At 70.0% G+C, this 12093-nt stretch carries 15 protein-coding genes; 11 read left to right on the forward strand and 4 right to left on the reverse strand.

Annotation, left to right across the window (positions count from 1 at the left end; genetic code table 11):
• Positions 1–18: 18 nt before the first annotated feature.
• The 8 genes from H4687_RS29495 (at position 19) to H4687_RS29530 (ending at position 6264) form a co-directional block, all read left to right on the forward strand.
• Positions 19–1083: a type II secretion system F family protein gene (locus H4687_RS29495; RefSeq protein WP_404819291.1), complete on the forward strand. Its 1065-nt coding sequence runs from the start codon at positions 19–21 to the stop codon at positions 1081–1083.
• A gap of 21 nt (positions 1084–1104) precedes the next feature.
• Positions 1105–2007, forward strand: a complete 903-nt coding sequence (locus H4687_RS29500) for a DUF5936 domain-containing protein (protein ID WP_046919133.1) — start codon at positions 1105–1107, stop codon at positions 2005–2007.
• Entirely contained in the window at positions 2007–3362 is a 1356-nt protein-coding gene (locus H4687_RS29505) for a sensor histidine kinase (RefSeq protein ID WP_097249434.1), read from the forward strand. Before H4687_RS29500 ends, H4687_RS29505 begins: the two co-directional genes overlap by 1 nt.
• On the forward strand, positions 3355–4068 hold the full coding sequence (locus tag H4687_RS29510; RefSeq protein ID WP_050399575.1) for a response regulator: 714 nt from the start codon (positions 3355–3357) through the stop codon (positions 4066–4068). Before H4687_RS29505 ends, H4687_RS29510 begins: the two co-directional genes overlap by 8 nt.
• Positions 4069–4173: 105 nt before the next feature.
• Positions 4174–4386 carry a hypothetical protein gene (locus H4687_RS29515; protein WP_046918600.1) on the forward strand — a complete coding sequence of 71 codons (213 nt, stop codon included), beginning with the start codon at positions 4174–4176 and terminating at the stop codon, positions 4384–4386.
• Entirely contained in the window at positions 4383–5000 is a 618-nt protein-coding gene (locus tag H4687_RS29520) for a pilus assembly protein TadG-related protein (RefSeq protein ID WP_078907660.1), read from the forward strand. Before H4687_RS29515 ends, H4687_RS29520 begins: the two co-directional genes overlap by 4 nt.
• 15 nt (positions 5001–5015) lie before the next feature.
• Positions 5016–5621 carry a hypothetical protein gene (locus tag H4687_RS29525; protein ID WP_046918601.1) on the forward strand — a complete coding sequence of 202 codons (606 nt, stop codon included), beginning with the start codon at positions 5016–5018 and terminating at the stop codon, positions 5619–5621.
• A 1-nt stretch (position 5622) separates the two neighbouring features.
• A complete protein-coding gene (locus H4687_RS29530) occupies positions 5623–6264 on the forward strand; it encodes an OmpA family protein (protein ID WP_050399576.1) in 642 nt (213 codons plus the stop codon).
• A gap of 13 nt (positions 6265–6277) precedes the next feature.
• Here H4687_RS29530 and H4687_RS29535 read toward each other — a convergent pair whose 3' ends face one another.
• Positions 6278–6550 carry a winged helix-turn-helix domain-containing protein gene (locus H4687_RS29535; protein WP_046919237.1) on the reverse strand — a complete coding sequence of 91 codons (273 nt, stop codon included), beginning with the start codon at positions 6548–6550 and terminating at the stop codon, positions 6278–6280.
• 157 nt (positions 6551–6707) lie between these two features.
• On the opposite strand from H4687_RS29535, the gene H4687_RS47595 reads away from it, so the two are divergent.
• The 3 genes from H4687_RS47595 (at position 6708) to H4687_RS29550 (ending at position 7919) form a co-directional block, all read left to right on the forward strand.
• Positions 6708–7040 carry a hypothetical protein gene (locus H4687_RS47595; protein WP_050399577.1) on the forward strand — a complete coding sequence of 111 codons (333 nt, stop codon included), beginning with the start codon at positions 6708–6710 and terminating at the stop codon, positions 7038–7040.
• A complete protein-coding gene (locus H4687_RS29545; RefSeq protein ID WP_159026251.1) occupies positions 7037–7240 on the forward strand; it encodes a hypothetical protein in 204 nt (67 codons plus the stop codon). Before H4687_RS47595 ends, H4687_RS29545 begins: the two co-directional genes overlap by 4 nt.
• A 106-nt stretch (positions 7241–7346) precedes the next feature.
• Positions 7347–7919, forward strand: a complete 573-nt coding sequence (locus H4687_RS29550; RefSeq protein WP_046918617.1) for a dihydrofolate reductase family protein — start codon at positions 7347–7349, stop codon at positions 7917–7919.
• Positions 7920–7959: 40 nt separating this feature from the next.
• Here H4687_RS29550 and H4687_RS29555 read toward each other — a convergent pair whose 3' ends face one another.
• The 3 genes from H4687_RS29555 to H4687_RS29565 all read right to left on the reverse strand — a co-directional run bounded on the left by H4687_RS29555 (position 7960) and on the right by H4687_RS29565 (position 12031).
• A complete protein-coding gene (locus tag H4687_RS29555; protein WP_404819316.1) occupies positions 7960–9417 on the reverse strand; it encodes an AI-2E family transporter in 1458 nt (485 codons plus the stop codon).
• Between the two features lie 165 nt (positions 9418–9582).
• Entirely contained in the window at positions 9583–10308 is a 726-nt protein-coding gene (locus H4687_RS29560; protein WP_179860022.1) for an aggregation-promoting factor C-terminal-like domain-containing protein, read from the reverse strand.
• A 397-nt stretch (positions 10309–10705) separates the two neighbouring features.
• On the reverse strand, positions 10706–12031 hold the full coding sequence (locus H4687_RS29565) for a PhoH family protein (protein ID WP_046918614.1): 1326 nt from the start codon (positions 12029–12031) through the stop codon (positions 10706–10708).
• Positions 12032–12093: the final 62 nt, after the last annotated feature.

A 12093-nucleotide genomic window follows, 5' to 3' on the forward strand; every position in this document is an offset into this window, starting at 1 on the left:
GAGGAGGTAGGACCGAACATGGCGACAGCCCAGGCAGCCCAGGCAGCCCAGGCAGCCCAGGCAGCCCAGGCGACCCAGGCACTCCAGGAACTCCGGGCGCCCCTGGCGACCCTGGCCCAGGCACCCCTGGACCTGGACAACACCACCCTGCTGGCCCTCGGCGCCACCGTCCTCTGCGGCACCCTCGCCGTCGCGGGCGCCCACGCGTACGTCTCCGGCCGCGCCCAGCGCCAGGCCCTGGCCGACCGTCTCGCGGGCAGCCACGGCGGCGGCCCCGCGCGCACGGCGGCGGGCCGCGTCCGACGCTTCACGGCCGTCGACCGCAGGCTGCGCCGCACCCGCCTCGGCCGGGCGATCCACCTCCGCCTGACGACGACGGGACTCGACCTGACGGCGGGCGAGTTCGCCACGTACGTCGCCCTGGCCGTCGCAGCCCTGTGGCTGATCGCGGCCGCCACCCTGGCCCCGTTCTTCGGCCCGATCGCGGGCGCGATCGGCGTGTGGGCGGCGGCCATCTTCCTCAACTGGCAACGCCAGAAACGCATCGAGGCCTTCATCAACCAGCTCCCCGACGTCGCCCGCCTCCTCGCCAACGCCACCGCCGCCGGCCTCGCCCTGCGCACGTCCCTGGCGATGGCGGCGGAGGAACTGGAGGCCCCGGCGGGCGAGGAACTGGCCCGGGTGGCCGATCAGCTGGCGCTCGGCCGCTCGGTCGACGACGCGCTCGGCGAGCTGGCTGAACGCCTCCCCTCGCGCGAACTGATCGTCCTCGTCACCACCCTCGTCCTGTCCAACAAGGCGGGCGGCACGGTGGTGAGTTCGCTGCGCAACCTGACCCAGACCCTGGAGGACCGCAAGGAGACCCGGCGGGAGGTCCGCACGATGCTCTCCGAGGTCAACGCGACCGCCTTCACCGTCCCCCTCCTGGGCCTCGGCTCCCTCCTCCTGATCAACTCCTCGAACGAGGGCGCCCTCGCCCGGGTCACCGGCTCCCCCCTCGGCCAGCTCCTGGTCCTGATCTCGATCGGCCTCTACACGGTCGGCTTCTTCGTCATCCGCCGCCTCGGCAAGATCGAAGTCTGAGAAGGGCGCGGTGACACGACCATGACGACATCGACGCTCCCCCTGCTCCTGGCACTCCTGACGGCCGTCGCCGTCGCGGGCGCCCTCCTGGGCATCCGCATGATCCGCGCCGAGGCGAAACTCCCCGCCGACCTGGCCCTCGCCCTGGAGGTCGGCGCCACCCGCGTCTCGAGGACCGGCTCGGCCGTCGACCGCCTCGGTATGCGCTTCGCCCCTCTCGTCCTGCGTCTCATGGGCCCCCGCCGGGTCGAGGCCAAGCGCCGCCGCATCGACATGGCGGGCAACCCCGGCGGCCTCACCCTCAACCGCTACGCCGCCCGCCGTGCCGTCTACGGCTTCTTCGGCGCCTTCATGGGCCTGGTCTTCCTGACCAGCGACCGCCCCCTCTTCGCCGCCTTCACCTTCGCCTTCGGGCTGCTGGCCGCCGACGCGGCGATCTGGCAGGCCATCCGCGACCGCAAGGACGTCATCGACCGCACGCTGCCCGACTTCCTCGACGTCCTCGCGGTCGTGGTCTCGGCGGGCCTGGGCTTCCGCCAGGCCCTGGACCGGGTCGCCGAGAAGTACGAGGGCCCCTGGGCGGACGAACTCCGCATCACCCTGCGTCAGATGGACATGGGCGTCAGCCGCCGCCAGGCCTTCGACGAACTCCGCCGGCGCAACTCCTCCGAGCAGGTCGCCCAGTTCGTCTCGGCGCTCCAACAGGGCGAGGAACTGGGCTCCCCGATCGCGGAGACCCTGATCCAGCTCGCCGCGGACATGCGCCGCACCGACGCGCAGAACGCCCGCCGCCGAGCCGCCCGCACCATCCCCAAGGCCACGCTGGTCACCCTGGTCTTCATGCTCCCGGCCACGATGATCCTCATCGCCACCGGCATGTTCCTGGGCTCGGGCACCGACTTCGGCGACATCCTGGGCCGCTGATGACAGGCCGACGCACTCCACCCCCGCCCGGCCCCGCCCCCGGCCCCACCTCTGGCACCGGCTACCTCGCCGACGACGCCACACCCCCCGCCACCCTCCGCCTCCAGCTCAACGCCCTCCAGTCCCTCGCCCGCCAGACCTTCGCCGTCCGCCTGGTCACCCTCGCCATCGGCACCCCCTTCGCGATGGCCAACACCACGGACGGCCCCCAGAACCACGCCGTACTCCTCGCCGCCGTCCTCGGCATCACCGTCTCGTACGCCATGCTCAGGGACTGGCACCGCTTCGCCCCGCGCCTCCTCGCCCACCCCAGCCTCATGGCCCTGGACCTCCTCTTCGGCGCGGTCCTCCTCCTCACCGCCTCCCCGGCCTCCCCCCTCGCCTACGCCACGGTCTGCACCCCCCTCCTCTCCGGCCTCCTCTACGGCTGGCGCGGCGCCGGCGTGCTCACCGGCCTGCAACTGGCCGTCCTCGTCACGGTCCACCGCACCTGGGAACACCATCCCGGCGCGGGCGTCAGCACCCTCCTCATCGCCGGCTTCTGCGTCGCGGCCGGCATCATCGGCGTCACCCTTCGGAACCTGATGTTCCGTTTCGGTACGGCCACCCAGGCGCTCTCCGAGGCCACGTCCCGCCTCGCCGTCGCGGAGGCGGTGGAGTCCGAACGCGCCCGTCTGGCCCGTGAACTGCACGACTCGGTGGCCAAGACCCTCCACGGTCTGGCCCTCGCCGCCGACGCCCTGGCGACCTCGGCCGACCGTCCGGCCCCGGACCCGGACCAGCTGAAACGACAGGCGGGCCTCGTCGCCTCGGCGGCCCGCCGAGCCGCCGCCGAGTCCCGCGACCTCCTCACGGACCTGCGCCGCCACACCGACCTGACGACGACCCCACCGGCGGACCTGTGCACCGAACTGGCCACCCGGACGGCGGACTTCGAGTCCCGCACCACCCTCCCCGCCCACCTGACCCACACGGGCGAACCACCCCCGCCGCTCCCGCCCGAGACGACCCGCCACCTCCTGGCGATCACGTCGGAGGCACTGGAGAACATCCAGCGCCACGCACGGGCGACGGCGGCGGAGGTCTGCCTGAACGTCACCCCGGAGACCCTGCACCTCACGATCAAGGACGACGGCATGGGCCTCCCGCCCGCCCTCACCCTCGAAGGGGCGCAGGAATCCGGCCACTTCGGCCTCCTGGGCATGGCGGAACGCGCGGACCGTACGGGCGCGGCCCTGCACCTGGCATCGGACGGCACCGGTACGGAAGTGACCCTGACCCTCCCGCTCCCCGCACACCCGGACGGCGCACCGCCCACCCCCGAAACCCCCCGAGAGGAGGCCGCACATGCCTGACCAGCCCCAGGCACGCCCCGGCCCACCCCTCCGCGTACTCGTCGCCGACGACAACCCGGTGGTCCGCGCCGGCCTCAGGGCCCTCCTGGACACGCACCCCGACATCGAGGTGGTCGCCCAGGCCACGAACGGCGAGGAGGCGGTGGCCCGAGCCCGCCGCCATCACCCGGACGTCGCCCTCCTCGACGTCCGCATGCCCGGCACGGACGGCCTCACCGCACTCCCCGAACTGGCCGCCCTCTGCCCCGTGATGATGCTGACCTACAGCACGGAACCCGAGGTCGTGGTTGAGGCGCTGCGACGGGGAGCGGTCGGCTACCTCGTCCACGGCGAGTTCACGGCACCCGAACTGATCGCGGCGGTACGGGACGTGCGGGAAGGCCGCGCGACCATCTCCGCGACTGTCTCATCCTCGCTCGGCGTTTCCTACGAACCTTCACACGAAAGTCACGACCACTCTTCGCAGCTGCAACCATCTGTGAAACAGTTCAACCGACCGTCCTTCGGCCTGAGTTCAAGGGAGGTGGAGGTGATGGACCTCATCGCGTCCGGCATGAACAACCGCCAGATCGCCGCCACCTGCTTCATCAGCGAGAAGACCGTCAAGAACCACATCAACCGCATCTTCGCGAAACTGCACAGCTCGACGCGCAGCGAAGCGATAGCCCACTGGCTGGGCACGACCCCCGGGGGGTGGCCCCGATGACCCCGCCCCCCAGGGAAATTTGGGCCCCCGGACCCACCCCCGGTACGCGCTGTCTCACGTACGGTGATCCGGTTGGTGTCGGCATCGCGCGGGAAGGCAACCGCCATGAAGGTGAAGCACCGTTTCCAGGCCTGGAGGACCACCGTCGTCTCCCGCATGCGCGGGAAGGGGCGGGACGCGGGCGCGGGGTTCGTGGAGTACGCGGGCATCATGATCATCGTCGCGGGGATCTTCGTGATGATCGACGGTTTGGGGTTGGATGGGCTGATCTCGGGTGCGATCTTCGACGCCGTGAACAGCGTCATCGGCGGAGGCTGACGGCTCCCCGGCCGCTCGACGACCGGGGATCGACCCTTCCCCTCTACATCTGGCTGACGACGATCCTGCTTTTCGTGGCGCTGGCCTTCTTCGCGTTCGCTCAGGCGGCGTCCGCCCGTAGCGGTGCCCAGTCCGCAGCGGACGCTGCTGCGTTGGCGGCTGCTCAGCACGCACGGGACGAACTGTTGCTGGACCTTGAGGACGCCATCGGCGCGGGTGGCGTCGACTGGCTGGACCTTTTCGACCTGTCCGGTGGTGGGCTCCCTCTGGAAGGGGCAGACGCCGCCGCTGCGGCACTGGCGGCTCAGAACAACTCGACCCTCGAAGGCGGCGCGCAACTCACCGAGGTGGAAGGTGATCCAGGGTTCCAGGTCGACGTCGTAACGGACTACACCGTGGGCGATTCGATCATCCCCGGCACCGAGAGCTTGACGGCCAGGGCCCAAGCGGTCGCCGTCATCCAGCCGCGCTGCGACTTCGCTCCGGACGCCGACCCCGAGAAGCCGGTCTCCCTGGACTGCGACGGCGTGCCCGTGGACATCGACCCCGGAAACTTCGATCCGGGCACCCTTCCCGAGGCGTCCGTGATGTTCTCTGTGTATCTGGCCAAGTGAGAGGAAGCTGTACCGATGAACCTTCGGCACACCATGAAGGGCCGCAGGACAGTGACCGCGGTGGCGATCGCGACCGGGCTGGTCCTCATGGTGGCCGGTTGCGGCGGGGGAGGGGACGACGACAGTCCGGCGAAGAAGGAGACGTCCTCAGCCCCCTCCAACAAGAACGATGGTTCCAAGGGGAACAACGACGAGCGGGAGACCGAAGCGCCCGCCGGTGAGTCGGTACTGGCCGAGGTCAAGGGCGACAATCTGACGCTCAAGGTCACCTCCGCTGTCCGCGACGGCGGAGGCTTCGTGACCGTCGAGGGCACGGTGACGAACAACGGCAGCAGGTCATGGGTCGCTGCGGACTGGCGGGGCGACGAGCGCGAACTGGCCGGCAACGGCGGTTCGATCGCGGGCGCGAGTCTCGTCGACCAGGCGGGCAAGAAGAAGTACCTCATTCTGCGGGACACCCAAGGAAAGTGCCTATGCACCAGGTTCACCGGCGCCCTGGTACAGGGAGCGAGCGCCGACTGGTTCGCCCAGTTCCCCGCCCCCCCGGAAGACACCACCTCCGTGGACTTCCAGGTCGGCTCCATGCCCCCCGCCACGATCGAACTCTCCGAGGGCGAGTGACGTGACGATGACCGCCCCCACCCCGCGCGCCGCCGTGCTGGCCGGAGCCGTGGCCGTCCTGGCCGCCCTCACCCTCGCCGCCCCCGCGTACGCCGAGGACGACCCGAGCGAACCCCCGGGCAGCGTCACCACCTCCCCACCGCCGGAGGTCGACGCGAACAGTCCGGGGCTGAAGCTCGCCCAGGGGGCCACGCTCGCCCCGGCGAAGGTCCTGGACATCAAGTCGGTCGTGGAGGACCTCGGCGGTGAGGAGCGCCGGGAGGACACGAACGAGAACGTGACGTTCGCGCTCCAGGCGGAGGTTCTCTTCCCGAAGAACAGCGCGAAACTCAACCCGCAGGCCCGCTCGCGCATCCAGGCGATCGCGGAGGAGATCAAGAAGCAGGACGCGGCCAAGATCCGCGTCTTCGGATTCACGGACAACCTCGGCTCGTACGCCCACGGCCTGACGCTCTCCAAGAAGCGTGCGGAGGCCGTCCACGACCTCCTCGCCGCCGACCTGGACGGCGACGTCACCTTCGAGGTGCGTGGCTACAGCGAGGACTACCCGATCGCCGACAACGCGACGGAAGAGGGCCGCAAGAAGAACCGCCGAGTGGAGGTCTCGTTCCCGAGGACCGGAGGAACGACGACCGACAGCTGACCGGCGGGCAAGGCTACTCGCCGGGATCGGCTTCCGGGTACGCGACGAACGTGCCCTTGGCGGGGAGGGTGACGACGAGACCGCGCTCCCGCAGCTCGCGGATCGCACGACGGGCAGTCAGATAGGCGACCCCGTACTCCGTGCCGAGGTCCCGCTCGCCGGGCAGGCGGGCGCCCGACCGCAGGTCGCCGGAAGCGATCCGAGCGGCGATGTGGTCAGCCACCTGCATATAGACGTAAGCGATCTTGCTTGGGTCGATCGGTGAATCGTTCGGGTCTGCCGCCATAGGTGCCACCGTAAAACAGCCCTGAGCTGCAGCAACACCCGTGTAGCTACTAACTGCTATGCACTGACATGCGTAGCAATGCATGCTGCTCGACGAAGACCCCGGCAGCCTTGCAGGGCTCCGGGGCGTGGCCGAACGCTTCGAAGGAGCGTCGACAATGCTGGACTTTACCCTCTGCCTCCTGGCCCGGATGCTGCACATCTGCCTCCCCGACCTCCGTGGCCGCCACCGAGCCGAACCACCGCCCCCGCCTCCGCCCCCGATGCCGACCCTGCCGCTGATCACCCAACCCCACGCCCCCCAACCCCACGTCCACCCGAACCTCCACCTCCACCCCCGCCCCCTGGACGACCGCATCCGCCGGCGTGCCACCCGAGGTCTCCGTGAACGCCGCCGAGCCCTCTACCTCGCCTCGCTCGGCCTGGACGCCGAGCCACCCGTACCCCGCGAGGCACGCGTTCCCGTCGGCCTGGCGGGGGCGATCCGATGACGCATGGGGAACACCGGACCCCGCGCCGCCTCCCGGTCCGCATGTGCGCCCGGTGCGAGAACGTCACCGAGAACCCCGTACTGATCCACGAGCACCACGGAGCCACCGGCCCCGGCATCAACGTCTACGCCTGCGCGGAGTGCGCCGTGCACTACCCGCCCCTGACGGGCGCGTTCGGCGACGTCATGGACGGCTCCTGACAAGGCGTCGAACACCATTTCCCACCATCCGTTCCATCGACGGGGTTGCCACGTGCGGTGTGATGCGAAGCGTTCACGCCACCGGAAACGCAAGGGAGTCGCAGTCATGCGAAAGATCGTCCTGATGATGTCCGTGTCCCTCGACGGCTACATCGAGGGCCCGAACCGTGAGATCGACTGGCACGTGGTCGACGACGAACTGCACGCGCACTTCAACGACGTCCTCAGGGACATGGGAGCCTTCCTCGAAGGCCGCGTCACCTACCAGCTGATGGACGCCTACTGGCCCACCGCCGACCAGGACCCCGAGGCCTCGCCCATCGTCGTCGACTTCGCCACGATCTGGCGGAACATGCCGAAGCTGGTCTTCTCCCGGACCCTGCGGCACGGGGACCGGCACACGACGATCGTCCGGGACGTCGTCGTGGAGGACATCCTGGCGCTCAGGGCACAGGACGGCGGCGACCTGGCCCTCGGCGGCGCCGATCTGGCGGCCGAGTTCATGCGGCACGACCTGGTCGACGAGTACCGGATCTACGTCCACCCGGTACGCCTCGGCGCCGGCAAGCGGCTCTTCCCGGAGGGCGACACCGCCACCCCGACCGGTCTGCGCCTGATCGAGACCCGCGCCTTCGGCAACGGAGTCGTTCTCATGCGCCACGGCCGCCCGGCCGACTGATCCACCGACCACCGACCACCGACCGGCGACCCGGGAACGGCTAACCCCCGCCCCCGTGTTCGTCGGCGTAGGCCCGCAACGACCCCACCACCGTGTTCGTGACCGCGACCAGCGGCACGGCGACCACCGCGCCCCCGATGCCCGCGATCATGCCCCCGGCGGCGACGGCCAGGACGACGGCCAGGGGGTGCACCCGTACGGCCCGTCCGAGGATGAACGGCTGGAGGATGTGTCCCTCGATCTGCTGGACGGCGAGCACGACGACCAGCGTCATGACGGCCGTGAAGACGCCCTGCGTCACCAGCGCCACGACCACGGCCAACGCACCCGAGACGACCGCGCCCACCAGCGGGATGAAGGAGAACAGGAAGATGAACACGGCCAGCGGGACCGCCATCGGCACATCGAGGAAGTAGATTCCCAGGCCGATGAAGATGGCGTCGATCAGCGCCACGACCACCGTGCCGCGCACATACGCCGTCAGGGTCCGCCAGGCGCGCGGGCCCGCGTCGGCGACCCCCGGCCGGGCCGCCGTGGGCACCAGCTTCAGGGTCCACTGCCAGATCCTCTTGCCGTCATACAGGAGGAAGAGGGTGGAGAACATCGTCAACAGGATGCCGGTGAGCGCCTCGACGAGGACGGTCACGCCCTCCAGGCCCGCCGAGGTGATGGTGTCCGTGTTGTCGCTGACGGCCTCGCGGAGGTTCTTGGCGATGTCGTTGATCTGGTTCTCGGTGACGTGGAACGGGCTGTCGAGCAGCCAGCGCTGCAGTTCGTCGATGCCGTCCTGGATCTGGTCGGAGAGGTCGTCGATGTTCTCCATGACCTGCCAGGTGACGAACCAGCCGATCAGCCCCATGACGACGAAGCCGAGGATGGCGGTCAGGGCGGTGGCGAGGCCGCGCGGGACACCGTGTCGCGTCAGCCGTGCCACGGCAGGCTGGAGCATCGCGGTGATGAGCACCGCTGCGGTGAAGGACAGCACCAGCAGCTGGACGGAGCTGATGATCCGCATCAACACCCAGACGGTGCCCGCGAGCACGAGCAGCCGCCAGCCGGCCTCGGCCGCCACCCGCATGCCCCAGGGCACCGCCGTCGCGGGATCGGGCCGGGTGGGGAGGACCAGGGCGGCGGTCCGGCCCGGAGCGCCACCGGGGGAGCCCGCCGACCCGCCCGCCTCGCCCGTGGCATCCTCGACCCCGCTCCCGGAGTCCTTCGTGGTCCGGACACCCGCGACACCCTCGGAACGGCCGGACCCGGCGCCGGCGTCGGACTCGGCCCCTGAGCCCGCGTCAGTGGCGGGCCCCGCACCGGAGCGGAGGCCGCTGTCGCCGCCTCCGTCCGCCCCGCTGTCGCGTCGCCGCCCGGCCGGGGCGTTGCTGCCGCCGTCCGGGCCCTCGGTCTCCGACTCGATCTCCGCCCGGCGCCGCTCCAGCCGGTCGGCCCACCGGTTCAACCCGGTACCGACCCGGCCGAGCCACCCGGGCACCCGCGACATCATCCGCCCTATTCCCCCGTCATCTCTGCTGGTCATCACTCCTCCCGGAGGCCGCGATCCCGCTCGGCGAATCGACCGTACATGGCCGAAGCCCTCCACCAAAGGACGGTGGAGGGCTTCGCAAGGTTGAGCGGCGGGCGGTCAAGCCCTCGACGGCCTGGAGGCCTAGTACCAGTTGTTCGCCTGCCAAAACGTCCAGGCTTCGCACGGGCTGCCGTAGCGCGATTCCATGTAGTTCAGGCCCCACTTGATCTGGGTGGCCGGATTGGTCTGCCAGTCGGAACCGGCGGACGACATCTTGGAGCCGGGCAGCGCCTGGAAGAGTCCGTACGCGCCCGAGGAGGGGTTGACGGCCTTGTAGTTCCAGGTGGACTCGTGGTTCACGATGTTGCTGAAGCACGTCCACTGGTCGCTGGCCACGACGGCCTTCGCCATCGCCTGGATCTCGGCGACGGTGTACGAACTCTGCGTGGGGACGTCACCGAGCGAACCGACGGCTGCGGACTTGGCCTTGACGTCGGCCGCCGCCGCTTCCTTCGCCTTGCGCTCCTGCTCGGCCTTCTCCGCCGCCTGCTGCTTGTCGATCGCGTCCTGGGCCGCCTTCTTACGGGCGGTCTCCTCGGCGTCCTTGCGGGCGCTCGCGTCGGCGGCGACGGCCTGGGCATCGGCCTGAGCTGTCAGGGACGCGGTCTGCACCTGGGCCTGCTGGCCCACAGGTATGTCGGCGAGCAACGTGGTGTCGTTCGCGACCGCCTCGGCGTCGTCAGTCGTCGACTGGGCGGTGCTGCCCGAGGCAACTCCGACGACACTGCCGACTGCGGTGACCGCGGTGGCCGAGGCCACTGCGAATCCCCGGACCGAAATCCGGCTCACACGGTTTCCTTCCAGCATCGCCCGCCTCGGTGACCCTGGCGGACGCAATCGTGCCCCTGTTCGCTGGCCTCCAACTGCGGGGTCACGGAGGCGCGGGCCCGGTGGGCAACTCCCTTGCGAGGAGCGCCGCGAGGTGCTCGGGCGGCATACGACGAAGACTATGGAGTTGACCTGGTGCAGCTGTGGTGCCGTACCGCTGGGGGTACAGATGTGTCGTATGCGGGGCCTGACAGAAATGAGACTCTGCCGTAACCCGACACCGCGAGGCAATTCAGTGGTGAGTGTGAAAGCTCACACCTCGTTTGACGCCGGAGATTCACGGAAAGCCGCACGCGCCAAGGCGCCGCCCGGCTAGGCTGCTGAGCCTTTTGCCGGGCGGCGCCCTGGGGTTGGGGCTGATTCCGGGAGGTCGGGGTTAAATCTGCCCGTCCTCCAGCATTTCGGTCACAAGGGCCGCGATCTGGGACCGTTCGGACCTCGTCAACGTGACGTGGGCGAAGAGCGGGTGGCCCTTCAGCTTCTCGACCACGGCGACGACACCGTCGTAGCGGCCGACGCGCAGGTTGTCGCGCTGGGCCACGTCATGGGTCAGGACGACACGGGAGTTCGCGCCGATCCGGGACAGCACGGTCAGCAGGACGTTCCGCTCCAGCGACTGCGCCTCGTCCACGATCACGAACGCGTCGTGCAGCGAACGGCCGCGGATGTGCGTGAGCGGCAGGACCTCCAGCATCCCGCGTGCGGTGACCTCCTCGATGACCTCGCGGCTGGTGACCGCGGACAGCGTGTCGAAGACCGCCTGCGCCCAGGGGCTCATCTTCTCGGACTCGGAGCCGGGCAGATAGCCGAGTTCCTGCCCACCCACCGCGTACAGCGGCCGGAAGACCATCACCTTCTGGTGCTGCCGCCGCTCCAGCACGGCCTCCAGGCCCGCGCACAGCGCGAGCGCGGACTTGCCGGTGCCGGCCCGGCCGCCCATCGACAGGATGCCCACGTCCGGATCGAGCAGCAGATCCAGCGCGATGCGCTGTTCCGCGCTGCGGCCCTTGATGCCGAACGCCTCCCGGTCGCCCCGCACGAGGCGGATGTTGCCGTCGGGCGTCACCCGGCCCAGTGCCTTGCCGCGTTCCGACTGGATCGTCAGACCGGTGTGCACGGGCAGCGTGCTCGCCTCGGGAACGTAGAGCGATCCTTCCTCGAAGAGGATGTCGACCTGTTCGCCGGCCAGGGTCAGCTCGGACATCCCGGTCCACCCGGAGGCGTCCGTGATGGCCAGCTCCGCGCGGTACTCCTCGGCGAGGAGCCCCACGGAGGACGCCTTGATCCTGAGCGGGAGGTCTTTCGACACCACGGTGACATCGAAGCCCTCGGCCTGCAGATTGCGGGCCACCGCGAGGATGCGGGAGTCGTTGTCCCCCAGGCGGTAGCCGCTCGGCAGCACACTGGGATCCGAGTGGTTGAGCTCGACCCTCACGGTCCCGCCGAGCTCCCCGATCGGAATGGGGGCGTCGAGGCGGCCGTGCCGGACCCGGAACTCGTCGAGCAGGCGCAGGGCCTGCCGGGCGAAGTAGCCGAGTTCGGGGTGGTGCCTCTTGGCCTCCAACTCCGTCACCACGACGATCGGCAGCACGACTTCGTGCTCGTCGAAGCGGCTCAGGGCGTTCGGGTCGGCCAGCAGGACGCTGGTGTCGAGGACGTAGGTGCGCCGGTCTGGCATACGGCGCTTTGTGCTGGTCACCACGGAAGGACGTACCCCCTCGGATGAGGTCGGGGAGCGACGGGTTCGAACTGGGCCGGTCGACG

The sequence above is a fragment of the Streptomyces stelliscabiei genome (assembly GCF_014873495.1).
Classification (GTDB): Bacteria; Actinomycetota; Actinomycetes; order Streptomycetales; family Streptomycetaceae; genus Streptomyces; species Streptomyces bottropensis.

Coding starts and splice junctions, on each gene's coding strand:
- H4687_RS29495 (WP_404819291.1), top strand. CDS start 19: ATGGCGACAGCCCAGGCAGCCCAGGCAGCCCAGGCAGCCCAGGCAGCC.
- H4687_RS29500 (WP_046919133.1), top strand. CDS start 1,105: ATGACGACATCGACGCTCCCCCTGCTCCTGGCACTCCTGACGGCCGTC.
- H4687_RS29505 (WP_097249434.1), top strand. CDS start 2,007: ATGACAGGCCGACGCACTCCACCCCCGCCCGGCCCCGCCCCCGGCCCC.
- H4687_RS29510 (WP_050399575.1), top strand. CDS start 3,355: ATGCCTGACCAGCCCCAGGCACGCCCCGGCCCACCCCTCCGCGTACTC.
- H4687_RS29515 (WP_046918600.1), top strand. CDS start 4,174: ATGAAGGTGAAGCACCGTTTCCAGGCCTGGAGGACCACCGTCGTCTCC.
- H4687_RS29525 (WP_046918601.1), top strand. CDS start 5,016: ATGAACCTTCGGCACACCATGAAGGGCCGCAGGACAGTGACCGCGGTG.
- H4687_RS29535 (WP_046919237.1), bottom strand. CDS start 6,550: ATGGCGGCAGACCCGAACGATTCACCGATCGACCCAAGCAAGATCGCT.
- H4687_RS47595 (WP_050399577.1), top strand. CDS start 6,708: ATGCTGGACTTTACCCTCTGCCTCCTGGCCCGGATGCTGCACATCTGC.
- H4687_RS29545 (WP_159026251.1), top strand. CDS start 7,037: ATGACGCATGGGGAACACCGGACCCCGCGCCGCCTCCCGGTCCGCATG.
- H4687_RS29550 (WP_046918617.1), top strand. CDS start 7,347: ATGCGAAAGATCGTCCTGATGATGTCCGTGTCCCTCGACGGCTACATC.
- H4687_RS29555 (WP_404819316.1), bottom strand. CDS start 9,417: ATGTCGCGGGTGCCCGGGTGGCTCGGCCGGGTCGGTACCGGGTTGAAC.
- H4687_RS29560 (WP_179860022.1), bottom strand. CDS start 10,308: ATGCTGGAAGGAAACCGTGTGAGCCGGATTTCGGTCCGGGGATTCGCA.